Source organism: Eudoraea algarum, from assembly GCF_050589645.1.
Taxonomy (GTDB): domain Bacteria; phylum Bacteroidota; class Bacteroidia; order Flavobacteriales; family Flavobacteriaceae; genus JBNGOQ01.
Window position 1 is genome coordinate 796,528 of sequence record NZ_JBNGOQ010000001.1, and the last position, 25,358, is coordinate 821,885.

20 protein-coding genes are annotated in these 25,358 nt (G+C 46.3%); 10 read left to right on the plus strand and 10 right to left on the minus strand.

Annotation, left to right across the window (positions count from 1 at the left end; all coding sequences use genetic code 11):
• Positions 1-17: 17 nt before the first annotated feature.
• The 4 genes from asnS to pyrH form a co-directional block, all read right to left on the minus strand.
• Complete coding sequence (asnS, locus tag ACRD67_RS03755) at positions 18-1,451, minus strand: asparagine--tRNA ligase (protein ID WP_430965699.1); 1,434 nt, start codon at positions 1,449-1,451, stop codon at positions 18-20.
• 92 nt (positions 1,452-1,543) lie between these two features.
• A complete protein-coding gene (locus ACRD67_RS03760) occupies positions 1,544-3,946 on the minus strand; it encodes an efflux RND transporter permease subunit (protein ID WP_430965700.1) in 2,403 nt (800 codons plus the stop codon).
• Positions 3,947-3,983: 37 nt separating this feature from the next.
• A complete protein-coding gene (frr, locus tag ACRD67_RS03765; protein WP_430965701.1) occupies positions 3,984-4,538 on the minus strand; it encodes a ribosome recycling factor in 555 nt (184 codons plus the stop codon).
• Positions 4,539-4,576: 38 nt separating this feature from the next.
• Positions 4,577-5,284: a UMP kinase gene (pyrH, locus tag ACRD67_RS03770; RefSeq protein ID WP_430965702.1), complete on the minus strand. Its 708-nt coding sequence runs from the start codon at positions 5,282-5,284 to the stop codon at positions 4,577-4,579.
• 165 nt (positions 5,285-5,449) lie between these two features.
• Here pyrH and ACRD67_RS03775 point away from each other — a divergent pair, with 165 nt between their 5' ends.
• The 5 genes from ACRD67_RS03775 (at position 5,450) to ACRD67_RS03795 (ending at position 10,574) form a co-directional block, all read left to right on the plus strand.
• Positions 5,450-7,318, plus strand: coding sequence for a M61 family metallopeptidase (locus ACRD67_RS03775; RefSeq protein WP_430965703.1), 1,869 nt, complete (start codon positions 5,450-5,452; stop codon positions 7,316-7,318).
• A 142-nt stretch (positions 7,319-7,460) separates the two neighbouring features.
• Entirely contained in the window at positions 7,461-8,012 is a 552-nt protein-coding gene (locus tag ACRD67_RS03780) for an RNA polymerase sigma factor (RefSeq protein WP_430965704.1), read from the plus strand.
• 4 nt (positions 8,013-8,016) lie between these two features.
• Positions 8,017-8,820, plus strand: a complete 804-nt coding sequence (locus tag ACRD67_RS03785) for a hypothetical protein (RefSeq protein ID WP_430965705.1) — start codon at positions 8,017-8,019, stop codon at positions 8,818-8,820.
• A 45-nt stretch (positions 8,821-8,865) separates the two neighbouring features.
• Entirely contained in the window at positions 8,866-9,738 is an 873-nt protein-coding gene (locus ACRD67_RS03790; protein WP_430965706.1) for a DUF4097 family beta strand repeat-containing protein, read from the plus strand.
• 11 nt (positions 9,739-9,749) lie between these two features.
• Entirely contained in the window at positions 9,750-10,574 is an 825-nt protein-coding gene (locus ACRD67_RS03795) for a DUF4097 family beta strand repeat-containing protein (RefSeq protein ID WP_430965707.1), read from the plus strand.
• Between the two features lie 74 nt (positions 10,575-10,648).
• Here ACRD67_RS03795 and tsf read toward each other — a convergent pair whose 3' ends face one another.
• The 4 genes from tsf to rplM all read right to left on the minus strand — a co-directional run bounded on the left by tsf (position 10,649) and on the right by rplM (position 13,836).
• The gene (gene tsf, locus ACRD67_RS03800) at positions 10,649-11,473 is read right to left on the minus strand and encodes a translation elongation factor Ts (protein WP_430965708.1); all 825 of its coding nucleotides are present in this window, start codon (positions 11,471-11,473) and stop codon (positions 10,649-10,651) included.
• A gap of 103 nt (positions 11,474-11,576) precedes the next feature.
• The gene (rpsB, locus tag ACRD67_RS03805; protein WP_430965709.1) at positions 11,577-12,728 is read right to left on the minus strand and encodes a 30S ribosomal protein S2; all 1,152 of its coding nucleotides are present in this window, start codon (positions 12,726-12,728) and stop codon (positions 11,577-11,579) included.
• A gap of 266 nt (positions 12,729-12,994) precedes the next feature.
• Positions 12,995-13,381 (minus strand): 30S ribosomal protein S9, encoded by a 387-nt coding sequence (rpsI, locus tag ACRD67_RS03810; protein WP_430965710.1) that lies wholly within the window; start codon positions 13,379-13,381, stop codon positions 12,995-12,997.
• Positions 13,381-13,836: a 50S ribosomal protein L13 gene (gene rplM, locus ACRD67_RS03815; RefSeq protein ID WP_430965711.1), complete on the minus strand. Its 456-nt coding sequence runs from the start codon at positions 13,834-13,836 to the stop codon at positions 13,381-13,383. The genes rpsI and rplM overlap by 1 nt, the downstream gene beginning before the upstream one ends.
• A 223-nt stretch (positions 13,837-14,059) precedes the next feature.
• Between rplM and ACRD67_RS03820 the strand changes: the two genes are divergently transcribed.
• Both ACRD67_RS03820 and ACRD67_RS03825 read left to right on the plus strand, forming a co-directional pair.
• Positions 14,060-16,738, plus strand: a complete 2,679-nt coding sequence (locus tag ACRD67_RS03820; RefSeq protein WP_430965712.1) for a DUF5916 domain-containing protein — start codon at positions 14,060-14,062, stop codon at positions 16,736-16,738.
• A gap of 76 nt (positions 16,739-16,814) precedes the next feature.
• Positions 16,815-17,327: a lipocalin-like domain-containing protein gene (locus ACRD67_RS03825; RefSeq protein ID WP_430965713.1), complete on the plus strand. Its 513-nt coding sequence runs from the start codon at positions 16,815-16,817 to the stop codon at positions 17,325-17,327.
• Positions 17,328-17,374: 47 nt separating this feature from the next.
• Here ACRD67_RS03825 and ACRD67_RS03830 read toward each other — a convergent pair whose 3' ends face one another.
• A complete protein-coding gene (locus tag ACRD67_RS03830) occupies positions 17,375-17,734 on the minus strand; it encodes a T9SS type A sorting domain-containing protein (protein WP_430965714.1) in 360 nt (119 codons plus the stop codon).
• Between the two features lie 282 nt (positions 17,735-18,016).
• Here ACRD67_RS03830 and ACRD67_RS03835 point away from each other — a divergent pair, with 282 nt between their 5' ends.
• Positions 18,017-19,153: a DUF4249 domain-containing protein gene (locus tag ACRD67_RS03835; protein ID WP_430965715.1), complete on the plus strand. Its 1,137-nt coding sequence runs from the start codon at positions 18,017-18,019 to the stop codon at positions 19,151-19,153.
• 18 nt (positions 19,154-19,171) lie between these two features.
• Positions 19,172-21,586, plus strand: a complete 2,415-nt coding sequence (locus ACRD67_RS03840; RefSeq protein WP_430965716.1) for a TonB-dependent receptor — start codon at positions 19,172-19,174, stop codon at positions 21,584-21,586.
• On the opposite strand, the gene polA is transcribed toward ACRD67_RS03840, so the two are convergent.
• The gene (gene polA, locus ACRD67_RS03845; RefSeq protein WP_430965717.1) at positions 21,587-24,415 is read right to left on the minus strand and encodes a DNA polymerase I; all 2,829 of its coding nucleotides are present in this window, start codon (positions 24,413-24,415) and stop codon (positions 21,587-21,589) included. It lies immediately after the preceding gene.
• Positions 24,416-24,612: 197 nt separating this feature from the next.
• Between polA and ACRD67_RS03850 the strand changes: the two genes are divergently transcribed.
• Positions 24,613-25,335, plus strand: coding sequence for a copper homeostasis protein CutC (locus tag ACRD67_RS03850; RefSeq protein WP_430965718.1), 723 nt, complete (start codon positions 24,613-24,615; stop codon positions 25,333-25,335).
• The last annotated feature ends 23 nt before the right edge of the window (positions 25,336-25,358 follow it).

Genomic DNA, 25,358 nt, shown 5'->3' on the forward strand with positions numbered 1-25,358 from the left:
AAGTTAAAGAATTCAGTTTAAAACTCAGCATTCTGGGGCGTCCTCGGAAAAGGTATCACATCACGGATGTTGCCCATGCCCGTAGAAAATTGAACCAAGCGCTCAAATCCGAGTCCAAATCCACTGTGAACAGCGGTGCCAAACCTCCGAAGATCCAAATACCACCAAAGCTCCTTTTCGTCTATGCCCAGTGTATTCATTTTTTCCTTTAGCACCTCCAAACGTTCTTCGCGTTGCGAGCCCCCAACGATTTCCCCGATTCCCGGGAAAAGGATGTCCATGGCCCTCACGGTTTTTCCATCTTCGTTCAACCGCATGTAGAACGCTTTGATTTTGGCCGGATAGTCAAAAAGGATCACAGGGCATTTAAAGTGTTTTTCCACTAGATAACGCTCGTGTTCGCTCTGCAGGTCGGCCCCCCATGCCTCTATGGGGTATTCAAATTTTTTCTTTTTGTTGGGCTTGCTATTTCTTAGAATATCTATGGCCTCCGTATAGGTGACTCGTTTAAAGTTGTTCTCCACGATAAATTTCAACTTTTCAATAAGCGCCATTTCGCTGCGTTCTGCCTGGGGCTTGGATTTTTCTTCGTCCAAAAGCCTTTTTTCGAGAAACTGTAGATCTTCCTCGCAGTTCTCCAGTATGTAGGATAGCACCTCCTTGATAAAATCTTCGGCCAGATCCATGTTGGCATCCAAGTCGTAAAAGGCCATTTCCGGTTCAATCATCCAAAACTCGGCCAAATGTCTGGAAGTATTGGAATTTTCGGCCCTAAAGGTAGGACCAAAGGTATACACCTTCCCCAAGCCCATGGCGTAGGCCTCCGCTTCCAACTGTCCGGATACGGTAAGATTGGTCTCCTTCCCAAAAAAATCTTCCTTATAGTCTATTTCACCATCCTCCGCCAGTGGTGGGGCCTTCGGGTCTAAAGTGGTTACCCGGAACATTTCCCCGGCTCCTTCAGCGTCCGAACCTGTGATGATAGGGGCGTGGAAGTAATAAAAGCCGTTGTCACGGAAGTATTTATGTATGGCAAAGGACAGGGCCGAACGTACACGCATTACCGCGGCAAAGGTGTTGGTGCGCACCCGTAAATGTGCTTTTTCCCTAAGGAACTCCAACGAATGTTTTTTGGGCTGTATGGGATAGGTCTCGGGGTCGGCACTACCGTGGACCCGTAATGTTGTCACCTGAATTTCCACACTCTGCCCCTTGCCCTGACTGGCCACAAGGATGCCCTCGATCTGTAGGGCCGTACCGGTGGCAATCTCTTTCAACAGCGCTTCGTCAAATGCCTCAAAGTCCACAACACACTGAATATTGTTTAGGCAAGACCCGTCGTTCAAGGCAATAAACCTGTTACTTCTAAAGGTCTTTACCCATCCGTTGACCAAAACTTCTTGATGGCTCGGTGTGGTAGAGAGTAGTTCTTTTACACTGGATGGCTTCATGCTAAATTACTTCAAAATTAAAACCGCAAAGATAGCCTTTTGCCCAAAAAGAACCGACTTATCAGGGGTTAAATAGCGGTCGGGAAAGGAATCTAGGCGTTGGAATCGTTTATACCCACCTCTTCTTTTGGAAGGATGTCGATCTGCGGTTTTTTCAATACCTCCTGGTTGGCAATACTTCTTTCCAAGGAGAGCAGCAGCGAAGGCAATAAGATAAGATTGGCCAACATGGCAAAAAGCAAGGTTGCAGAAACCAAGGCGCCCAAGGCTACGGTACCCCCAAAGTTGGAGATGATAAAAACCGAAAACCCAAAAAAGAGCACGATGGAGGTATAGAACATACTTACGCCGGTCTCGCGCAGTGCCTTATAGACCGATGTTTTTATCCGCCATTGGTTGGCCACCAGTTCTTGCCTGTATTTGGCCAAGAAATGTATGGTGTCGTCTACCGAGATACCAAAGGCGATGCTAAAGACCAAAATAGTGGAGGGTTTTATGGGAACCCCTACAAAACCCATGACCCCAGCGGTAACGACCAAGGGCAACAAATTGGGGATCAAAGAAATAATGATCATTCTAAAGGAACGGAACAAGTAGGCCATAAAAAGAGCGATCAGCCCTATAGCCAACGCCAAGGACAATACCAGGTTTTTTACGAGGTATTTGGTCCCTTTTAAGAAAAGCAGGGCCTTTCCGGTCATAAACACATCATAACGTTCCGATGGAAACAATTTCTCTATATTTTTCTGAAGATCTTCCTCTATTTCCTCCATACGATCTGTCTTCACGTCCCTCATGTAGGTCGTGATCCGGGCCACCTGCCCGGTGGTGTCCACAAAACTTTCCAGGAGGTTGCTGTTGTCCGAGGACTTGCGCGCCACGTCCATAATGAAACTGTTCTCCTGAGAGGTAGGGAGCTGATAATATTTTGGAATACCGCCGTAAAAGGCCTGTTTGGAATATTTTACTAGATCTACCACCGAAACGGGCCTGGAAAGTTCAGGTATTTCATCGATGATGCTCCCGAGTTGATCCATTCTTTTGAGAGTTGCGGGCTTTAGGACTCCCTTTTTGCGTTTGGTGTCCACCACAATTTCTATGGGCATGATACCGTCAAATTCCTGCTCAAAAAAACGGATATCCTTAAAAAATTCAGCTTTCTTGGGCATATCCTCTATGGGGCTGCCCGAAATATCAATTTGGTAGATACCAATAATGCTCGTTACCAATAGCAAAACGGAGACCACATAGACCGAGATGCGTTTCTCGCGGACCATTTTTTCCATCCAATTGACAAAGGTATCGATCCACTTTTTATTCAAGTGCTTTAGATGCTTGGTCTTGGGAAGCGACATAAAGCTATAGACAATCGGGATGATCAAAAGGGAGAGAATAAAAATTCCTAGGATATTAATGGAGGCCACGATCCCAAATTCGGTCAAAAGTTTGCTGTCCGTAATAATAAAGGTGGCAAAACCGGAGGCGGTGGTTACGTTGGTCATAAGTGTGGCGTTCCCAATTTTTGAAATGACCCGTTGCAGGGAGAGTGCCTGGTTGCCATGTTTTTTTACCTCTTGCTGGTATTTGTTGATCAGAAAAATGCAGTTCGGAATTCCGATAACAATGATCAATGGGGGAATCAATGCCGTAAGTACCGTAATTTCGTATTGCAGTAGACCTAAAATGCCAAAGGCCCACATGACCCCTATGATTACTACACACATGGAGATGAGGGTGGCCCTAAAACTTCGAAAGAAAAAAAAGAAAATGAGCGAAGTTACCGCCAAGGCAGCGAAAATAAATTTTCCTATCTCATCAATGATGTTCTGTGAGTTGAGCGTTCTGATATAGGGCATACCGGAAATCCTGACATCCAAACCGGTCTCAGCTTCAAAATTATCCACAAGATCGGTAAGGTCCTTTAGGATAAAATCCTTTCTAACCCCGGTGTTCACAAGGTCTTTGTCCAAGTACATTATGGTACGTATGGTACGACTTTCCTTATTGTAAATCAGATTTTCATAAAAGGGGAGTTCAGTAAAAAGATGGGTGGTGAGCGCATCAACATCCCCTTTGGTTTTTGGGTCGGATTGCAGAAAGGGCTGCAGTACAAATTCCTGCTTTTCGTTATCCTTTACCAATTCCTGCAAGTTGTCTGTAGAGAGCACGAAATCCACTTCGGGAAAGGCTTCGAGCTGTTTACTGAACTTGTTCCAACGGTTGAATTTAGCGGGGGAATACAAGCTGCTGTCCCGTACGCCCAAGACCACCACATTTCCTTCTTCGCCAAAACGTTCCAAGAAGGAGTTGTACGCTAAATTGATAGGGTGTTGGTCCGGTAGAAGGTTCGCCTCGGAGGTGGAGAACCGCATGTTTTCCCATTGGAAGGCCAAGTACAGGGTTGCTGCTGCTATGCCTAAGAGGATCAGAATTCTATTTCTAAGAATGATCCTTGCCGTTATGGCCCAGAACCCCTGCGTAAGCTTAGCTACCATGGTTATTTTTTATAGGGGTCAAAGGTAGAAAATGATTTTATACTTTCATGATTTCACCCTCTTTTGCATGGAGGATATCATCTACTTTTTTGCTAAAGATGTCGGTGAGGTCCTGCACATCCAATTCCGAGTTCTTTAGACGGTCTTCGGAAACCTCTAGTGCACGCAGTTCTTTGTTAGCGTCTTGCCTGGCACTGCGAATACTCACTTTGGCATCTTCCGCTTCGGCTTTGGCCTGCTTTACCAATTGAATCCTTCTTTCCTCGGTTAGGGGAGGTACATTGATGATGATCATTTCACCGTTGTTCATTGGATTGAAGCCCAGATTGGCGTTCGTAATCGCGGTCTCAATTTCCTGGAGCAAGCTTTTTTCCCAGGGTTGCACCGATATGGTGCGGGCATCAGGGGTATTCACGTTTGAAACCTGGGACAAGGGTGTGGGAGACCCGTAGTAATCTACCATAACGCCGGAAAGCATGACAGGGGAGGCTTTACCGGCCCTTATTTTTATGAATGCCTTTTCCAGGTGAGACATGGCACCCTCCATACTTTCTTTGGCGGCATCAAGAATAAACTGTATTTCTTCGTTCATATGCTAAAATTTAAAAGTGCGAACAACGTATTGTAAAACTAAAGATCAACCACTGTGCCAACATTCTCGCCCGAGACCAATTTCATGAGATTTCCTTTTTTGTTCATATCAAAGACCACAATCGGCAACTCGTTTTCTTGACTTAGCGTAAAGGCGGTGGTATCCATAACCTTTAATCCTTTTGTAAGCACTTCGGCAAAGGAGATCGTATCAAATTTGGTGGCCGTTTTGTCCTTTTCCGGGTCCGAGGTGTAAATGCCATCCACGCGTGTACCCTTTAAAATCACATCGGCCTCTATTTCGATGGCGCGCAGCACGGCAGCCGAATCCGTTGTAAAATACGGATTCCCTGTACCTCCCCCAAAAATAACCACTCTCCCTTTCTCCAAATGGCGCATGGCGCGTCTTCGTATAAAAGGCTCGGCTACTTCATTGATTTTGATGGCAGATTGTAATCGGGTCTGTACGCCATTGTCTTCCAAGGCACTCTGCAGGGCAAGGCCGTTGATGACCGTGGCCAACATACCCATATGATCACCCTGAACGCGGTCCATTCCATTACTTGCACCGGCCAGTCCCCTAAAGATATTTCCGCCTCCTATGACAATGGCCACCTCTATACCTTTATCCACAACCTGCTTAATCTCCTTGGCATACTCTGCCAGCCGCTGAGGGTCTATCCCGTATTGTCGTTCTCCCATCAAGGCCTCGCCGCTAAGCTTTAAAAGTATTCGTTTGTACTGCATGTTGCGTTTCCAATTAAATTGAAGCAAAAATAATCAAAATAATTTACGGAAAGGGGGGTAAAAAGCAGCGTATTCCTTTAATTATTTCCTAATAGTAATCCCCGGCTAGATAATATTTTATATTCTTGTAAGATATTATCTATATAAGTTTTAAATTTTAATCCTATGAAAAGATCAACGTTTGCAATCCTTATGGGAATTTTATTGAGCGGTTGTGGAGCTGCCAAAACGCTTACGACTGCGGGGAATACTCCTATTCTTGCCGCTATAGACCTTATTCATGTAGAGGAAGACAAGGTACTGGTAAGTATGGATCCGGGCGCTTTCACGGTGGATGAGGTATTGTTCTATATTCCAAAGACCGTTCCAGGCACCTATAGTACCGATAATTATGGTAAATATATAGAAGATTTCAAGGCTTACGATTACGAGGGAAAGCTGCTTCCGGTGTCCAAGACCGATGAGAATACCTGGAGTATATCCCAGGGAAAAAATTTGAACAAAATTGCCTACTACGTCAACGATACCTATGATACAGAGACAGAAGTGGAGGAGGCGGTATTTTCACCCGCTGGCACCAATATTGCCAAGGACGAAAATTTTATGCTGAACCTTCACGGTTTTGTCGGCTATTTCAAGGGACTAAAGGAAGTGCCCTATGAACTGACCATCAGTGCACCTGCCGAATTGAAGGCAACCACTTCGCTGATTCAAAAACCGGACGACGATGATAACACGACCGATGTCTTCCTGGCGGATCGTTATTTTGATATCATAGACAACCCGATCCTCTATACCAAGTCCGAAATCGCTTCCTTTAAGGTCAATGATATTGTGGTGAACCTCAGCGTATATTCACCCAATGGGGTGTACACCGCCGAGAGTTTAAAAGCTTCCATGGAAAAGATGATGGGAGCGCAGAAAGCTTTTCTAGGAGAAATCGATGGTACAAAGGAATATAACATCCTACTGTACCTTTCCACGCTCGACGGGACCGATGCTACCGGATTTGGAGCGCTGGAACACCATACATCCACTGTAGTGGTATTGCCCGAACAACTGCCCAGGGAAGCTTTGGAAGAGGCCATGATCGATGTAGTGTCACACGAGTTCTTCCACATCGTTACCCCCTTGAACGTACATTCGGAAGAAATCCAGTATTTCGATTTCAACGACCCCAAGATGTCGCAACATCTCTGGATGTACGAGGGTACTACGGAATATTTTGCCAACCTCTTTCAAATCCAGCAGGGCCTGATCAATAAAACCGAATTCTACGAACGGCTTATGGCCAAGATCAACAATGCTAGGGGGTATAATGACTCACTTTCTTTTACGGAAATGAGCAGGAACATCCTGGTTGAACCCTATAAGGCAAATTATGCCAATGTGTATGAAAAAGGGGCCTTGATCAATATGGCCCTGGACATTACCCTTAGGGAGCTTAGCCATGGCGAAAAGGGTGTGCTCTGGCTAATGAAAGAGCTGTCCAAAAAATACGGAAAGGGAACACCCTTTGATGATAGCACACTGATCGATGAGATTGTTGCCATGACCTATCCTGAGGTACGGACCTTTTTTGACACCCATGTAATTGGAAATACCCCGATCGATTACGGTACCTTTTTGTCCAAAGCGGGACTGACCACGACCATTAAGGAAGAACGGAGCAGTTATTTTTTGGACGGGGATGTGCCTTTTATTGATGTAGATCAGACGGCCGGAAACGCGATTTTTATAAGAAACGGTATTGAACTGAATAGTTTCTTGACCACGTTTGGGGCCAAAGGAGGTGATGTCATAAAACAAATTAACGGAACAGAGATTACCCTGGAAACCATCCGTCCCATCATAGGACAGAGTTTTGGATGGACCCCGGATACCGAAATCACCATGGTGTTAAAAAGGGGCGAAGAGGAAGTAACCCTGGAGGGCAAGGTAGGGACACCCACATTAAATGTGGAAACCATTGTGCCCGTTGAGGAGGTAGATGAGCAACAAGGCGAGCTTCAGGAAGCTTGGCTCAAGGGATAAATTAGCTACATGCATAGCTCAAAAAGGCGGTACCGATTAGGGTACCGCCTTTTTTATTTGACACCCATTCTAAAAAAAGTATTATTTTTTGTAACCTTTTTATAAAACCAGAGTTTTCCCTTTTGTAAACCTAAAAACACTAATGCAAGCACTGACCGACAATGCATTGATGCTAAAAGTAAAATCCGGGGATATGGATAAAATGGGACTGCTCTACGAACGCCATAAGAAACGCTTGTTCGGCTTTTTCTACCATATGAACGGCAATGCCTCCCTAAGTGAGGATTTGGTACAGAACGTTTTTGTCCGGATTTTAAAGTACAAACATACGTTCACTGGACAGGGGTCCTTTAGTGCTTGGATGTTTCGGACGGCCAGAAATGTAAACTACGATCACTTTAGAAAGCATAGCAAAGAAGGTCGTCCTACGGAAATTTCGACCTTGGAGTACAGACTTCAGGATGCGGACGCAGGTTCCGTGATGGATTATGACGATACGGTTTCCTTGGTGAATAGGGCGTTGCAACGTCTTAGTCCGGAGAAACGTGAAGTCTTGATACTTAGCAAGTACAAAGCAATGAAATACAGTGAAATAGGTTCGGTGTTGGGGTGTAGCGAAGGTGCTGCAAAAGTGAAGGCCCACCGGGCCATCAAAGACCTTAGGACAATTTTTTTACAAATGGAAAACAGTTGAGGACATGGAGAATTTTGAAATACAGGCCATAACATATTTATCGGGAGAACTGCAAGGAAAGGAACGTTTGGCTTTTGAAAAGTTTCTGGAAGATCATCCACAATTTCAGGAGCAGTTTCAAGAACTCAGTTATACCTGGAACCAAATGGACCAGATAACAACACCCGAACCTTCGAAGGGAATGGATAATAGATTTTATAAAATGCTCTCCCAAGAGCGGGAAAAGAACGCCAGGAAATCGGGCTTACAGGCGATGTTGGCCAGTTTTACGTCCATGCTAAGGCCCGTAATGCGCCCACAGCTGGCATACGGTATGTTGCTCCTGGTCCTAGGACTGGGTTTGGGATACTATCTGAACCCTGGTAAAACACAGGAAACCGACGGCGCACAAGTGGTCCAAAGTGCGGAAACCGAGGAGGTCCGGGAAAAATTGGTACTGACCTTACTGGAACAACCTTCCGCCAACCAGCGCTTGCAAGGGGTTAGCGAGGCCAATAAATTTGGGAAGGTAGACGAAAAGATTATTGAGGCGCTGTTACAGACATTGAACAACGACCCCAATGTAAATGTTCGCTTGGCCGCCGTGGAAGCCTTGACGCAATATGTGGACAATCCAGTGGTGAGGGAAGGATTGGTGCAGTCCATTGTACAGCAGGAATCCGCCATTATGCAGGTAACGTTGGCCAATCTTATGGTTGCCCTACAGGAAAAAAAGTCCATAGAGCCCTTTAAAAAATTAATACGGACCAAAGAAGTGGATGGCAAAGTGAAGCAGAAACTAAAAAGCTCCATTGAGTCCATTATTTAAAAGAGAATTCATCAATCAATTAACGAACAGTCAAATTTATGTAACATGAAACATCTAATGGTAATTGCCGTTTTCCTAGGATTTCTGGGAACGCAATGCGCAAAGGCGCAGAAGGAAGAATTTAAGGAAAATATTAAAAAGGAACTGTCCTTTAGCGGAGATGCAACCGATCGTACACTGGTGGTACGGAACATTAACGGTTCCATTTCGGTAGAAGGGTATGAGGGTACCACCGTAATGCTGGAAGTGGAACGGATCATTCGTGCAAGGAGCTCCAAACAGCTAGCACTTGGAAAATCGGAGATCACACTGGAAACCCTTGTGGAAGGAGATGAAATTGTGGCCCGGGTTAAAGGCCCCTGTATCAATTGGGGTGGACATGAGGGATTTCGCTTTCAAAATTGTAACTGCGATCGGGAGTTCGGCTATGACTTCACCTTTAATTTTAAGGTCAAAATCCCCTATAGTACCAATCTTAGTGTAAATACCATTAACGATGGGGAAGTGCAGATAAGGAATACCAAGGGCAGCTTCATTAAAGCAGGAAATATCAACGGCGGGATTGATCTGGAGAATGTTACCGGGCAGACCGAGGTAAATGCCATCAACGGAGAGGTGAACATTTCATATGCCGCCAATCCTACCGGCCCCTCTACCTATTATTCGCTGAACGGGGACATTACGATTACCTATCAGAGGAACCTGTCGGCGGCCATTGCCTTTAAGAGTATGAACGGGGAATTGTTTACGGATTTCGATATTGCCAAGCAGTATGCCAGGACCAGCAAGACGGAATCCGCCAAAGGAGACAGGCCCAAATACAAGTTTGAATCAAGACCCATCGTGCAAATTGGCAAGGGCGAGTTGGCACATGATTTTGAAACCCTGAACGGAAATGTAATTATTAAAAAAATATAAAATACAGTGCCATGAGAAATATCAAAATTTTAGTCACAAGTTTTTTAATGTTTTCCGTTTCACTGCTTACGGCACAGGAGACTGAACTAGACCTGTTCACCGTGCCTTTGAGCCAGCCGACCAAAACTGGAAAACTGATTGTAAATCAAATTTCGGGCTCTATTGAGGTCACAGGGTATAGTGGCAATGAAATCATAGTCAAGGCCTCTTTTGGCGAGCGGTACGCGCATGGGCATAAGAATAAGGGCAAGACTACCAAAAATGGATTGAAGCGCATTACTAATGCCTCATTGGACATACGGGCCGAAGAGAAAAACAATGTGGTACAGATTATCAATGAACAACACAACAGGGAAACCAACCTGTCCATTAAGGTACCCGTTAATTTTTCACTGAAACTACGTACCATAAACAATGGGGATATTACCGTGCAAGGGATAAACGGGGAAATGGAAATAAGCAATGTCAATGGAGACATCACCGTCTTGGATGCAGGTGGGTCGGCCGCGGCCGATACGACGAACGGGGATATAAAAGTGGTTTTCAACAAGATAACCGCTGATGCCAATATGGCCTTTAGTAGTTTCAATGGTGATGTGGACGTGAGCTTTCCTACCACCTTAAAGGCCAATGTAAAGGCCAAGTCCGATATGGGCGAGATCTACACCGATTTCGAAATGGCAGTGGAAAAGCAAAAACCCGTTGTAAATCGGGACACTTCCTCGAGTACCTATAAAGTTCAGATAGAGCAATGGGTAAATGGCACCATTAATGGCGGAGGGGCCGAAATGCTTTTTAAGACGTATAACGGAGATATTGTAATCCGGGCAAAATAGGGGATAGGTTATAATATAAGGACCGCCATTCCAAACGGAATGGCGGTCCTTATTTTTTTCGCGCTATAGGTATCTTAACCCAGGGCCACTCTTTCAAAACCGGTCACCTCCAAATTGGCGGCTACGGATTTTACATATTGGGCAACACTTTGCTTGCTATCTTTTATAAAGGCCTGGTTTACCAAGGTATTGTCCTTAAAGAAACGCTTCAATTTTCCTTTGGCAATATTGTCCAACATGGCCTCAGGTTTACCCTCTTGGCGTAATTGATCCTTGGCAATTTCAATTTCCTTATCGATAATAGACTGGTCCACTCCGGCCTCATTCAAGGCGACAGGGTTCATGGCGGCGGCCTGCATGGCCACATCCTTGGCGGCTACATCAGAGCCATCAACTGCAGCGGAAAGTCCTACCAATGTGGCAATTTTGTTTCCTGCATGAATATAGGAACCAACATAAGGGGCATTGAGCCTGCTAAAACCACCGATCTCTATTTTCTCACCGATAACACCAATTTGTTCGGTAAGCTTGTCCTGAACGGAAAGTCCGTTGTAATCAGCAGCAAGAAAATCCTCCTTGCTATCATAACCCAAGGCCAGTTCTGCCAATTCGTTGGCCAGGTTGACGAAACTATCATTTTTGGCGACAAAATCGGTCTCACAGTTTAGCGAAATGATTACCCCACTGGTGTTTTCAGCGTTTACCTTGGCGATAGCGGCACCCTCTGAAGAATCCCTGTCAGCTCTTTTGGCGGCCACTTTTTGGCCCTGCTTGCGAAGAATCTCGATTGCTTTTTCAAAATCTCCCTCGGCTTCAACAAGAGCCTTCTTGCAGTCCATCATACCTGCACCTGTGGTCTTTCTAAGTTTATTTACTTCTGCGGCGGTAATTTTTACCATTTTATTTGAGTTTTAATATCGGCCTTGCTCAGGAGACAATGATCATGTTCCTTCGCTAGGGCAATGTTAAATTAATATTCAATTTATTATCTGCCAATCGGTGTTATTCCACACCACCTTTGACACTCTCTTGCCATTCCTTAAGCTCGTCCCATTTTCCATCGGAGGCCAATTTGGCCTGTTTTGCCCATGAAGACGGGTTTTTGGATGCATATCTTGGCCCGGCCTCGGTAAGGACCGTTTTTAACTCTTCTTCCGACTTGCCAGCCAAATCAGCGTAGGTTGCTATTCCCGAGTTCTGAAAAATTTCGGATATTTTGGGACCAATGCCCTCGATCTTGGTAAGATCGTCCGCTTCTGTTGCCTTGGCAGTCTCTTTTACAGCAGGGGCCTTTTCAACGGCTGGGGTTTCTTCTACAGCCGGAGCTTCCTCCACCACGGGAGCCTCCTCTACAACAGCGGCTTTCTCTACCGCGGGTTCTGCAGCCTTCTCCGGAGCAGCTGGGGTTTCGGCAGCGGCTTTTGGCGCTTTGTCAGCTGCCTCTTCCTTACCGTCCTTGTCCGATTTGCGTTCTGCCAATCCCTCGGCCACTGCACTGGTCACTTGGGCCATGATCACTTCAATGGATTTGGAGGCATCGTCGTTGGAGGGAATAACAAAATCAACGGCCCTTGGGTCAGAATTGGTATCCACCATGGCAAAAATTGGGATATTCAACTTTTGGGCTTCCCTAACAGCGATGTGTTCGCGCATGGTATCTACTACAAATAAGGCACCGGGTAAACGGGTCATTTCGGAAATGGAACCCAAGTTTTTCTCCAATTTTGCACGCAAACGATCTACCTGCAAACGTTCCTTTTTGGAAAGGGTATTAAAGGTCCCGTCCTTTTTCATTCTATCAATGGATGCCATTTTCTTCACAGCTTTCCTGATAGTAACGAAATTGGTGAGCATACCGCCGGGCCATCTTTCCGTGATATAGGGCATGTTTACGTTGGCCACTTTATCGGCTACGATGTCCTTAGCTTGTTTTTTGGTCGCTACGAAAAGGATTTTTCTTCCCGAGGCAGCAATTTTTTTGAGGGCCTCATTGGCCTCCTCCAATTTTGCAACCGTCTTGTACAAGTTGATAACGTGGATCCCGTTGCGCTCCATGTAGATATAGGGAGCCATGTTGGGATTCCATTTTCTGGTGAGGTGGCCAAAGTGTACGCCTGCCTCCAATAATTCTTTTACTTCAATTTTGTTTGCCATTTTTACTTTAGTTTACGTTCTGTTGAATTAGCAATAACGAAGTGGCCGCAATGGTACGGGCCTCCGTTATTTAGATGCTAAACTAATGTATCCCGGACCTGTACTGCAATGCGAAAAGCATTCCGATTTTCCGTCCTGGATTTTAATTTACCCTATGACAAGGGTATTTCAATGAACTTGTTAATTTCCGAATTCGTTTCGGACTTTTGTTTATTGTTAAATATAGGGGTGGCATCTTTTCAAAAGATACCAAGACCGGTTCGCCATTAACGCTTGGAGAACTGGAATTTCTTACGTGCTTTCTTCTGACCGAATTTCTTACGTTCTACCATTCTTGGGTCTCTGGTCAACAAGCCTTCGGGCTTAAGGACGCCACGGTGTTCGGGATCGATCTCGCACATGGCCCTGGACAAAGCCAAACGCACGGCTTCTGCCTGTCCGGTGATGCCACCGCCATAGACATTTACCTTTACATCATAGTTGCCTTCGTTCTCGGTAAGGGCAAAAGGTTGCTTTACTTTGTACTGCAGCGTGGCCGTGGTGAAATAATCATTAAGGTCTTTTTTATTTATCGTAATGTTTCCTTTTCCCTCGGAAACATAAACCCGGGCAACAGCTGTTTTTCTTCTACCAATTTTATGAATTACGTCCATTACTTAAGATCATTTAAGTTAATTGCGGTTGGTTTTTGTGCCTCCTGGTTGTGCTCAGCACCTACATATACTTTTAGGTTTCTGAAGAGATCAGCTCCCAACCTGTTTTTGGGCAACATTCCTTTTACAGCCCTTTCCACGATAGCGCCTGGGTTCTTATCAAATAATTCCTTGGCAGTCTGTGATCTTTGACCTCCCGGGTAACCGGTGTAGCGGGTGTATGTTTTAGACTCCCATTTGTTTCCGGATAAGTTGATTTTCTCTGCGTTGATAACGATGACATTATCCCCACAATCCACATGGGGAGTGAAATTTGGTTTGTGCTTTCCTCTCAGTAACTTGGCTACTTTAGAAGCAAGACGACCCAATGTTTCCCCTTCAGCATCAACTAACAACCACTGCTTGTCAACGGTGGCCTTATTGGCCGAAATAGTCTTGTAGCTTAATGTGTCCACACTAATATTTTTATTGATTAAACACTTCAATCCCTATAAACGGGGTGCAAATGTACAACTATTAACTTGAATTACAAATCCTTATTTCCGAATATTTTTTGATTTTTACGAGCGGCCAAAAAGGCACCTTCCTGTAATGTTAAAAAAAAACTAAAATTGGTTAAAAAGTGTAACTGATATTGGGATGCCGAGTCTTTAAGTCACATCAATTCAAAGCAACATCATGAGAACCAACCTTCTAGCCATTTGCGCATTTTTGATATCCCAAATGGCATTGATGGCCCAGACCGAAACAGCAGAGACCACAGCTGTGGAGGCATCCGATGTTGTGCCTAAACGGACGTACATGACCAAGTCCCTGCAAGCTCAGGAACCTCCAAGCGTGGATGGCTTTTTGAACGATACTGCATGGAACATTGTGGAATGGACAGGGGATTACGTGGAAAACCAGCCAGATGAGAATACCCCGCCCACTTATCAGACCAAATTTAAGATTGTCTATGACAGTAAGTACCTCTATATAGGTGTACGCTGCTACGACGCGGAGCCTGGGGAAATCGTGAAACGCCTGTCCCGGCGTGACGGTTTTGAGGGCGATTGGATAGAGTTCAACATAGACAGCTATCACGATAAGCGTACGGCCTTTTCCTTCACGGTAACGGCGGCAGGTGTAAAAGGGGATGAATTTATCTCCAATAATGGCAACAATTGGGATGGCAGTTGGAACCCTATTTGGTATACAAAGACCAATGTGGACGAAGAGGGATGGACAGCCGAACTGAAAATTCCCTTAAGCCAGCTGAAATTTGGCAACAACAAGGAACAAGTATGGGGACTACAGTCTACACGTCGTTTTTTCAGGGCCGAGGAGCGATCCCTGTGGCAAAGGAAACCTTTGGATACCCCAGGCTGGGTGAGCGAATTTGGTGAATTGCATGGATTGGTAAACCTGGAACCGCAAAAACAATTGGAAATACAACCCTATACGGTCACCAATGTGGAAACCTTTGAAGCGGAAGAAGGTAATCCATTTCAGGATGGGAGCGATAACGATCTTACCGTGGGGCTCGATGCCAAAATAGGGATCACGAACGACCTTACGGTAGACCTTACTATTAATCCAGATTTTGGACAGGTAGAGGCAGACCCATCGGCCATAGCCTTGGATGGGTTTCAGATTTTCTTTAGGGAGCAACGCCCTTTCTTTGTAGAGAACAAAAATATCTTTGATTATAGGGTATCCCAGTCCCAGGCCGGGAATACCTTTGGGTTCGACAATGTATTCTACTCCAGGCGTATCGGTCGCAGTCCGCAGGGATCTCCGGATACCGAGGACGATGAATTTGTGGACCAACCTGATAATACCCAGATTTTGGGCGCGGCCAAGTTCAGTGGAAAAACCGATGACGGCTGGTCCATTGGTGTCCTGGAAAGTTTAACCGCCAAGAAGTACGCCACCATAGATAGCAATGGGGAACGCAGAAGGGAAGTGGTAGAACCACTCACGAATTACGGTGTGGCACGCATACAGAAGGATTTTAATGAAAACAACACCTTCGTAGGGGGAATCTTTACGGCCACTAATAGGGCCAACCTGACCCCCGAACTTGATTTTTTACACACTTCGGCCTATAGTGGAGGGTTCGATTTTAAACACCAATGGAACGATCGGGACTGGTACATCGGGGGCGATATTGTCTGGAGCCACGTGAAGGGGAGCGCCGATGCCATTCAGGAGACCCAGGAATCCATTACGCATCTGTTCCAAAGGGCAGGGGCCAGCCATGTAGCACTGGATTCCACCAGAACATCCCTAACAGGGACGGGCGGCAACGTGCAAATCGGAAAGGTAGGCAACGGACATTGGATGTTCGAAACAGGAGGCACTTGGCGGTCACCGGAGCTGGAATTGAACGATATTGGATTTCAAAGGCAGGCAGACGATGTGCGCCACTATACCTGGGTGGGCTACCGTACCCTAAAGCCAGATAGCACTTTTAGAAGGGTGGGAATCAACTACAATCACTGGAGCGTTTGGGATTTTGCCGGAAACCATAATAGCCTGCGGTTCAATACCAATAGCTGGCAGAACTGGAGCAACAATTGGTTTTCTAACTTTGGCTTTAACTACGAGCCCATTCAATATTCCAATTTTGCCCTCCGGGGCGGACCCCGTTTAAGGCAATCACAGGAAATAGGCTTTTGGAACAGTATCAACACGGATAACCGGAAAAAATTACGGTTCAGTGTTTTTCACAATGGGCGAAAAGGGGTGGACAACTCCTACCAATCATACAATATCGAATTTGGATTTACCTATCAGCCCTTTGATGCGCTGCGGATATCGGCATTTCCTGAATACGGTATAAACAACGATAAACTACAGTTTATAGACAACTTGGATATCAATGGTGATCCCCGATACCTCAACGGGGAAATAGAACAACGTACCTTGAGCATGTCCTTCCGTCTAAACTATACCATTAATCCCAACCTCACCATTCAATACTGGGGGCAGCCCTTTATCTCCAGGGGCAGGTATTCCAATTTTAAACATGTGTCCAATGCCATGGCCTCAAATTTTGATGATCGCTTTACCCTGTACACGGACAATCAGGTCGCTTTGATAGATGATGTCTATGAGATAGATGAGGATCTTGACGGGACTACCGACCTAAGTTTTGACAATCCGGATTTCTCTTTTGTGCAGTTCCGGTCCAATTTGGTACTGCGATGGGAGTATATCCCCGGATCGGAGATTTTTTTGGTATGGTCGCAGGATATTTCGCAAGATGGGAATCCACAGGCCGGCCTTTTTGAAAGTCTCGAGGACAACATCCTGGGGGGCGAAAAACCACAGAACATCTTCCTGTTAAAGGCAACCTACCGCTTTGTCTTCTAAAGAAATAGCTTTGTAAAAGGTAATATATCCGTATTTTTGGCGTTTGGATTAGATTAACTATAACTTCTAAAGTAAGATGAAACACAAGCTAATACTGCTTTTTTTGGCAGCAGCCCTCACCTTTTCTTGTTCTTCGGACAGCGAAGACGACAACGGGAACGAGACACCCACCGAAGATGCCCTTGTAGGGACATGGGATCTCACGACAATTGAAATTGATGATTCAGTAACCAATGACGACCTGGAATTTGCCAAGGGTATCGTAGAAGCTTTGGTGGCCCAGGATTGTGATTTGTTGACGCTTACCTTTGCGGCCGATGGTACCCTTACCATTGTTGAGCGCGACTTTAGCGGGGTGAGTATAGATGTAAACAGTGGCGGTGATGGCCTGTCCATTGCTTGTCCGGAAACCCAGGAGACCGATACGGTAAACTGGAGCCTTGACGGAGATCAACTGACGATTACCTTTGAGGACCAGACCCAGGAGACCGTGACCATTCAATTAAGCGGCAATACGCTGACCGTTGGGGCCGAGTTCGTGGATGAAGATAACCTTGCCGGTGCCGAAGCGGTTTTTGAGAAACGATAAAAAAAGTGATTGATACTAAAAGCCCTTTGTCTGCACAAAGGGCTTTTTTATTTCTTGTAAAATTTGGTTTGTACCCGTTCGCCCTCTGAAACTATGGAAACAACATAGATGCCTGGATTCAATGAAGCGATAGGGATGCTCAACGAATTGTCCCTGATTTCCCAACGATGCTCCAACGCAAGGTTTCCGTACATATCCGAAATAGTAATATGGGCCTTTTGACTGTTGATCAGGCCAAGAATATTGACCACATTGGTTGCCGGGTTAGGGAACACCTTTACCGCGGTTTCCCTTTCTCTGGGGCTTTGTGCTTGCTGTGCCTGAGCGCAGAAGGCCAAGGCCAGGAACAGCACCGAAAAAGCAAGTATTTTTTTTAGTGTACAATTGGGTTTGGACAATTGGTACATGGTAAAGAATTTGAGTTAGTACGTGGCAACGCTATTTGGAATCTTATCGCCGCGGTTTATATACGCAACGCTTTTTCTTTTTAATTGTTGTACGTGTTCGGTATGTTAACCTTTTTTTAGGATAGCCTGTCATTTGATCCATATCCAAGACTGCAACTTAGGTGTCGCAAAAGCATGCAAGCTTCCGAAATCAAAGCATTCCAGGCTAATGTTTAACATGAGAGCGAAGCATCTTCTGTTGATAATTGAGTATATTTAACGGATATCCAAACCACCTGATCCATGCGGTCTAAGTACCTGTTCTTAAAAAACCTCCTCGGAGCGCTTTTGTTTTCTTTTAGTGCATGTGTAGATCCGGTACCCCCGGAATTTGAGTTCAAGGATGGACTGATCTTTATAGATGGCCTGGTATCGGACCGGCCAGACCTCACTTTTGTGAAAGTCAGTGAATCGAGCCTTGATGGCAATAGGTATACGAACGAATTTATATTCGGTGCCAGTGTTTTGATCAGGAATGTCAATACCGATGCCACTACCGTACTCGTAGAGACAGGAGATCGCTATCTCCCTCCGACCGATTTCACCGCCGATCCAGGGGATACCTTTGAACTACAGATTATCCTGCCCGATGGCAGAACCTTCCGTTCCCTTCCAGAAGAAATGACAACAGCGGTTCCCATTGTTGGGATGGGCGCTAACTACGATCCCGAACTGGTTTTTAGGGACGCTTCGGATACCTTTGTGCCCGGGCATTCCGTTTTGGCAAGTTTTAATGACCCTCCGGGCGAGGACAATTATTACTATTGGCGTTTTAGGTCTTTTGAACAATTGCCGTTTTGCCAAACCTGTGTGGAAAGCATCTTTAGAAATGGCCGTTGCGAAACAAATTCTTCTGCTGAGGGCCTGATCAGAAAACCGTACTATACCTATGCCTGTGATTCAAGATGTTGGCGGATACGTTTTAGCGAAACGGTAGAGATACTCTCCGATGAATTTGTAAACGGCTCCTTTGTCGAAGCCTTGCCCGTGGGAAATGCCCTCCTGTATTCCAAAGAGGACGTCCTTATTGAGCTACAACAATTCTCCTTATCTCCTTCGGCCCACCGATATTTTAGGGTCTTGAGGGATATCCTGGACAATAACGGGGGCTTCAATGCGCCACCACCGGCCGCATTGGTAGGCAATATGTTCGCTGTGGATAACACCGAGGAATTTGTCCTGGGCAGGTTCACCGCCGCTGCTGCAAGCGTAAGCCATTTATTTATTGATCGTACGGCTATCCCCGAATCGCAGATTGAAGAAAGGCGTCCTGCCCTATTTGAGGAAATGGGTGAGGTACCTCCGCCAGAAATTTTCACCGCCCCATGTGAAGAAACAACCACACGTACGGGCGTTCGTCCCCCCGGGTGGATAGATTAATGGGACCAAACCAAACCGATGAGAACTATATTTTTTTTGATGCTTTTTGTATTTGGGTTTCCCCTCCTTGACGCCCAAGAGAGGCAACGGACCTATGAGCTTTCCGTCCAAGTCCTTAACGGGGACACCGGTTTCCCCATGAACGACGCCGATATCAGTATTCAACCTTGTGACTGTGGTGGGGTCTCCGATGTGCAGGGACGTTTTGCCATAAGCTTGCCATCCACCAATTACAGGGTTACGGTTTCCTTTATCGGTTTTAAGGACGCAGTACGGAACATTGTTTTGGACAAGGATACTTTTTTACAGCTAGTGCTTTATGTACAGGAAGAGCAGTTGTCCGAGGTGGTCGTACAAGCAAAAAAAATCACGGATCATTTGCTAACGCCCGAAATGGGCGTTCTACGCTTGGAGACCCAGGACCTAAGCAAGGTACCCGCAGCCGTTGGGGAATTTGATGTGTTGCGGGGAATGACCTTGTTGGCCGGTGTAAACAGTGCAGGAGAGGTGAGCAATGGTCTCTCGGTCCGTGGGGGATCTCTAGACCAAAATCTGGTATTGTACGATTATGCCCCGGTTTTCAACCCGACCCACCTCTTTGGGCTTTTTTCTGTATTCACTCCGGATGTACTGTCCTCGGTGGATCTGTATCGCGCCAATATTCCTGCACGCTTTGGCGGCAGGGTAACTTCCGTACTGGACATCAAAACGAAGAACCCCTATGTGGACAAACTAAAATTAAAGGGCGGGATAGGGTTGGTGTCCAGTAGATTTTCCCTGGAAACCCCATTGATCAAGGATAAACTGCTTTTGGGCGCAGGGGGAAGGGCCGGTTTTACCGACTTTCTGCTGCCCTTATTTTCCGAACGCCTCGATAATACCAAAGCGCGATTTTACGATGCCACCCTAAAGCTGCTGTACCTTCCAACAAGCAAGGATCAAATTGCATTTACAGGCTTTTATGCCAAGGACTTTTATCAATTGGATCTTATTTCCCAGGTAGAGAACATAAGCGCAGAGAGCAATCAATACGATTTTAGAACGCTGAACGGTACCCTGAATTGGTTGCACTCCTTTGATGGCCAGACCAATTTAAGGACCGTACTGGTGTCCAGTGATTATTTGCCCAAGATTATTTTTCCGGAATTGGACAATTCCAATGAGATCGAGTTCGAGTCCAAGATCAAATACCTAAGTTTTAATACAGAATTTTCCAAGGAACCGTCCGAGCGGTTCCGATATTACCTTGGCATACAGGCGAACAGGTATCGGATAAGCCCGGGAAATTTGGATCCGGGTACCTCGCCTAGTGTGCTTCCCGTCTCTTTGGAAAGGGAGACCAGTTATGAAATTTCCGGATTTTTGAATACCAATTGGGAGCTTACCGATTTTCTTTCGCTTTCCACAGGCCTGCGTTATAATTACTATACCCTACGGGGCCCCTTTGCCCAGCCCATTTTTAATGCCACCGGTGATGCGGTGATCGATACGCAGCTTTTTGACAAAGGGGAGGAGGTACAGTCCTATGACGACATTGAACCCAGGTTGGGTGCGGTCATCAAAATTAATGATCACAATACGATCAAGGCCAGTTACGCCAGCCTCAATCAGTACCTACAGAACGTGTATAATAGCACCACCCCCCTGCCCACATCGAGATGGAAGACCGCAGATGCCGATATTAGGCCCCAACGGGGCAATTCGTACAGCCTGGGGGTTTATCACACCTCAAAAAATGGGGCTATTGAAATGAGCTTGGAAGGATATTATCGGGATACCGAAAATGTCCTCACCTATAGACCGGGGGCCGATTTCTTTTTGGAGGAGTTCCTCCAGACCTCGGTTTTACAGGGCCAGGGAAGGAACTACGGCGTGGAGTTCAGCCTTAGAAGACCTAAGGGGAAGGTAAACGGATGGCTCAATTATACCTGGTCCAGGAGCATATTGCGCACTACCAATGAAAACCCACTGGATCGGATCAATAATAACCAGTGGTTCAATTCGGACTTTGACCGCCCGCATGTGCTCAACGCCACTATTAACTTTGAAGGGGATGCCTATAACGTTTGGAGCTTGAACTTCACCGGACAGTCGGGCCGGCCCTTTACGGTAGCCAATGGTGTTTTTGAATTTGAGAACCTCGATGTCCCCATTTTTTTGGAACGGAACAATGCACGTCTTCCGGTATACCACCGTTTGGACTTTTCTTGGAAAGTCAGGTACGCCAAAAAAGCGAACAAACGTTGGGTGGGCGATTGGACCTTTACCGTGTACAACGTATACGGACGCAAAAACCCAATCAACATTTTTTTCGATCAAAGAAACGGCCCGGAGAACTCCGACATCTTTCTGGACAGCCCACTGGGGGCCTATGAGATATCACTATTGAACAGTCCCTTGTTTGCCCTCACCTATAATTTCACCTTTCAATGATCAATGGGCTTCCAGCCAGTCATTTCCAAGGCCCAGTTCCACATCCAGGGGTACGGCAAGCGCATAGGCGTTTTCCATTTCGGACTTGATTATTTGCTTGACCTTTTCCAATTCCGGTTTGTACACGTCAAAGACCAGTTCATCATGTACCTGTAGCAGCATTTTGGTCCTGTAATCACCTTCGCCAAGTTTCTTATGGATATTGATCATCGCAATTTTAATGATATCGGCGGCACTTCCCTGAATGGGTGCATTTACCGCGTTGCGTTCCGCCGCCCCGCGCACTACGGCATTGCCCGCGTTAATGTCCTTAAGGTAGCGCCGTCTGCCCAAAACGGTCTGTACATACCCATGGTCCCGGGCAAAATCGATTTGTTCCCCCATATAATTCCGCAATTTGGGATAGGTCTTATAATAAGTCTCGATCAATTCCTTGGCCTCCGAACGGCTCAGGTCTGTCTGGTTGCTCAGGCCAAAGGCCGATACCCCGTAAATGATGCCAAAGTTCACTGTCTTGGCATTGCCCCGTTGTTCTCGGGTCACCTCGTTCAAAGGAACGTTAAAGACCTTGGAGGCCGTAGAGGCATGAATGTCCTCTCCGTTCTTAAAAGCCTCGATCATCGTGGTCTCCTCACTTAGGGCGGCAATAATGCGCAGTTCTATCTGCGAGTAATCCGCAGCCAGGAGAACGTGGTCCCCGTCCCTGGGCACAAAGGCCTTGCGCACTTGGCGGCCCCTTTCGGTCCGTATGGGGATATTCTGCAAGTTGGGGTTGTTACTGCTCAATCGGCCTGTAGCCGCCACGGTCTGCATATAGTCCGTGTGCACCCTTCCCGTACTTGGCTCTACCTGTTCGGGCAGCGCGTCCACATAGGTGCTCTTCAATTTGGACAATCCGCGGTAATCCAATACGTTTTGAATGATCATATGTTCTTTGGCCAAATAGGAAAGTACATCCTCTGCAGTGGAATACTGGCCGGTCTTTGTTTTCTTGGGTTTGTCCACCAACTTTAACTTGTCAAAAAGGATCTCTCCCAATTGTTTTGGGGAGGCAATATTGAATTGTTCCCCGGCTTCCTCATAAATTTTGGCCTCCAAATCTTTAATGTCGTCATCCAACTGCTTGGAGAGTCCGAGCAGGAAGTCCTTATCCAGGCGAATGCCTTCCAATTCCATGTCGGCAAGCACATGTAACAGGGGAATTTCAATTTCTTGGAATAGCTTTTCCGTGTTGGCGGAGGCCAATTCCGGTCTAAAGTGTTCGGCAAGTTGCAGGGTGATGTCAGCGTCCTCCACCGCATATTCCGTTTGCTGTTCCAGGGGGACTTCCCGCATAGAAAGCTGGTTCTTTCCCTTTTTTCCGATGAGTTCCGTTATAGATACCGGGGTGTAGTTCAAATAGGTCTCGGACAGCACGTCCATGTTATGTCGCATATCGGGATTGATGAGGTAGTGGGCCAACATGGTATCAAAAAACTTACCCTTTACCTTTACCTTGTATTTGTGGAGCACCTTGATATCGTACTTCAGGTTCTGCCCAATTTTTTCGATATGTTCCGCTTCAAAGAAGGGCCGTAAGACCTCAATAATTTTCTGTGCCTCGTCCCTGTCCTCAGGAACGGGGACATAAAACCCCTTACCGGCCTCCCAGCTAAAGGCAATGCCCACCAGTTCCGCGGTAAGTGGATTGATGCCCGTTGTTTCAGTGTCAAAACAGACCGAACTTTGTTTCATCAGGTTCTGCACAAACAACTTCATGGCCATACCGGGAGCCACACTCTGATAGGCATGGGCTTGGGTCTTTATGGTCTTCCTACTGGAGACCTCGGTTATGGTGGCGGCGCTTGTGCCCTCATTGCCAAAGAGCGAAAACTGTCCGCCCCCGGCTTCCTTTGCTGGCTGTTTTTGGGGACTTGCCTCCTGCGGTTGGGTCTCCCCGTTTTCGCCCGAGAAAATTTTTATGAACTGTTCCCTGAGCCTTCTAAATTCCAACTCCTCAAAAATGTGCTGTACTTTTTCGCCATCGGGCATAGAAAGCTCGTAGTCCTTGGCATTAAAGGTCACGTCACAATCAATGCAGATGGTCGCCAGTTTTTTGGACAATAGCCCCAGTTCCGCATTTTCCTCCACTTTTTCCTTCATCTTGCCCTTCAGCTTATCCGTATTGGCCAGCAGGGCCTCCATGGAGCCAAATTCTTCCAGGAACTTTTTGGCCGTTTTATCACCTACCCCTGGCAGACCGGGAATATTATCACTAGCATCGCCCATCATGCCCAAATAATCAATGACCTGTTCCGGCCGTTCCACGCCAAAACGTTGTTGGACCTCCGGGATTCCCCAGATCTCTATACCGTTGCCCAATCTGGCAGGGCGGTACATAAAAATGTTCTCGGAGACCAATTGCCCAAAATCCTTGTCTGGCGTTACCATGAACACCTTGTAATCTTCTTTTTCTGCCTGTTTCGCGAGGGTCCCTATAATATCATCGGCCTCCCATCCTTCTAGCTCCACAACGGGGATATGCATGGCCTTAAGGATATCCTGTATGTAGGGCACGGCAATCCGTATGGCATCGGGGGTCTCATCGCGGTTCGCCTTATAGTCGGCAAACATTTCGGTACGCTCTACACTGCCGCCCTTGTCAAAACAAACGGCCAAATGGTCCGGTTTTTCCCTTTTGATGACATCGAAGAGGGAATTTACAAAACCCATGATGGCCGAGGTATCCATACCCTTGGAGTTGATCCTGGGGTTTTTGATCAGGGCGTAGTAGCCACGGAAAATCAATGCGTATGCATCTAACAAAAAAAGTCTTTTTTGATCTGCCATGTTTCACTTTTGTGGTTGAATTTCAAAGCTACAAAGATTATCTTCTTTTCTAAAGAAATTGCGCGCTAATAAAAGATTCAGGAGGGTGCAAGAAACGTATGGAAATCAATTCCGAACGGCCCAAGTCCCATTTTTAGTTGATTTTCCTCGTTTCGCAGGTTTGGGATGCTTAATTTTAGCCTTCAAAGACCACTGAAATGCTAGTAGAAGTATGCGCCAATTCTCTAGAGTCTGCCTTGAACGCGGAAAGGGCTGGGGCAGATAGATTGGAACTTTGCACGGAGTTGGGAGTAGGAGGCATTACCCCTTCCCTTGGATTGCTGCAGAGTGTCAGGGAACAGCTTTCCATTCCTGTACGGGTGTTGATCAGGCCCAGGAGCGGAGACTTTACCTATTCCGCACAGGAGTTCGAGATTATGAAAAAGGATATTGCCTTCTGCAAGACTTTGGACCTTAGTGGCATCGTTTCAGGGATGTTGCGCAAGGACCTTAGCCTGGACACGGAAAGAACGCAGGCACTTATCGAACTATCCGCACCCTTGGAGTTTACCTTTCACCGGGCCTTTGATTGGGTTCCGGACCCACTGGGCACACTCGGGGAACTGGAAGACCTGGGAGTTAATTGCGTGCTAAGTTCGGGTCAGGAGAAAACGGCCCTGGAAGGTATTTCGCTCTTGTCAAAGTTGCAGGGCACTGCCAAAAAAACCATAGTGATGCCGGGTGGTGGGGTACGCGAAAACAACGTACTCCGTTTTAAGGAAAAGGGATTTAAAGCCATTCATTTATCCGCTACCGCCTTCCATACAAAACTGGAGCAACCTCCCAAAATTTCCATGAATTCCCCATCTTTTTTGCGGGAAGATGCCGTGGCCGTAACGAAAATGGAAACCGTTCGTCATATCGTAGACCTAGTTAAATAAAAGGTAAAGGAAATGACAGCCCT

Coding starts and splice junctions, on each gene's coding strand:
- asnS (WP_430965699.1), bottom strand. CDS start 1,451: ATGAAGCCATCCAGTGTAAAAGAACTACTCTCTACCACACCGAGCCAT.
- ACRD67_RS03760 (WP_430965700.1), bottom strand. CDS start 3,946: ATGGTAGCTAAGCTTACGCAGGGGTTCTGGGCCATAACGGCAAGGATC.
- frr (WP_430965701.1), bottom strand. CDS start 4,538: ATGAACGAAGAAATACAGTTTATTCTTGATGCCGCCAAAGAAAGTATG.
- pyrH (WP_430965702.1), bottom strand. CDS start 5,284: ATGCAGTACAAACGAATACTTTTAAAGCTTAGCGGCGAGGCCTTGATG.
- ACRD67_RS03775 (WP_430965703.1), top strand. CDS start 5,450: ATGAAAAGATCAACGTTTGCAATCCTTATGGGAATTTTATTGAGCGGT.
- ACRD67_RS03780 (WP_430965704.1), top strand. CDS start 7,461: ATGCAAGCACTGACCGACAATGCATTGATGCTAAAAGTAAAATCCGGG.
- ACRD67_RS03785 (WP_430965705.1), top strand. CDS start 8,017: ATGGAGAATTTTGAAATACAGGCCATAACATATTTATCGGGAGAACTG.
- ACRD67_RS03790 (WP_430965706.1), top strand. CDS start 8,866: ATGAAACATCTAATGGTAATTGCCGTTTTCCTAGGATTTCTGGGAACG.
- ACRD67_RS03795 (WP_430965707.1), top strand. CDS start 9,750: ATGAGAAATATCAAAATTTTAGTCACAAGTTTTTTAATGTTTTCCGTT.
- tsf (WP_430965708.1), bottom strand. CDS start 11,473: ATGGTAAAAATTACCGCCGCAGAAGTAAATAAACTTAGAAAGACCACA.
- rpsB (WP_430965709.1), bottom strand. CDS start 12,728: ATGGCAAACAAAATTGAAGTAAAAGAATTATTGGAGGCAGGCGTACAC.
- rpsI (WP_430965710.1), bottom strand. CDS start 13,381: ATGGACGTAATTCATAAAATTGGTAGAAGAAAAACAGCTGTTGCCCGG.
- ACRD67_RS03820 (WP_430965712.1), top strand. CDS start 14,060: ATGAGAACCAACCTTCTAGCCATTTGCGCATTTTTGATATCCCAAATG.
- ACRD67_RS03825 (WP_430965713.1), top strand. CDS start 16,815: ATGAAACACAAGCTAATACTGCTTTTTTTGGCAGCAGCCCTCACCTTT.
- ACRD67_RS03830 (WP_430965714.1), bottom strand. CDS start 17,734: ATGTACCAATTGTCCAAACCCAATTGTACACTAAAAAAAATACTTGCT.
- ACRD67_RS03835 (WP_430965715.1), top strand. CDS start 18,017: ATGCGGTCTAAGTACCTGTTCTTAAAAAACCTCCTCGGAGCGCTTTTG.
- ACRD67_RS03840 (WP_430965716.1), top strand. CDS start 19,172: ATGAGAACTATATTTTTTTTGATGCTTTTTGTATTTGGGTTTCCCCTC.
- polA (WP_430965717.1), bottom strand. CDS start 24,415: ATGGCAGATCAAAAAAGACTTTTTTTGTTAGATGCATACGCATTGATT.
- ACRD67_RS03850 (WP_430965718.1), top strand. CDS start 24,613: ATGCTAGTAGAAGTATGCGCCAATTCTCTAGAGTCTGCCTTGAACGCG.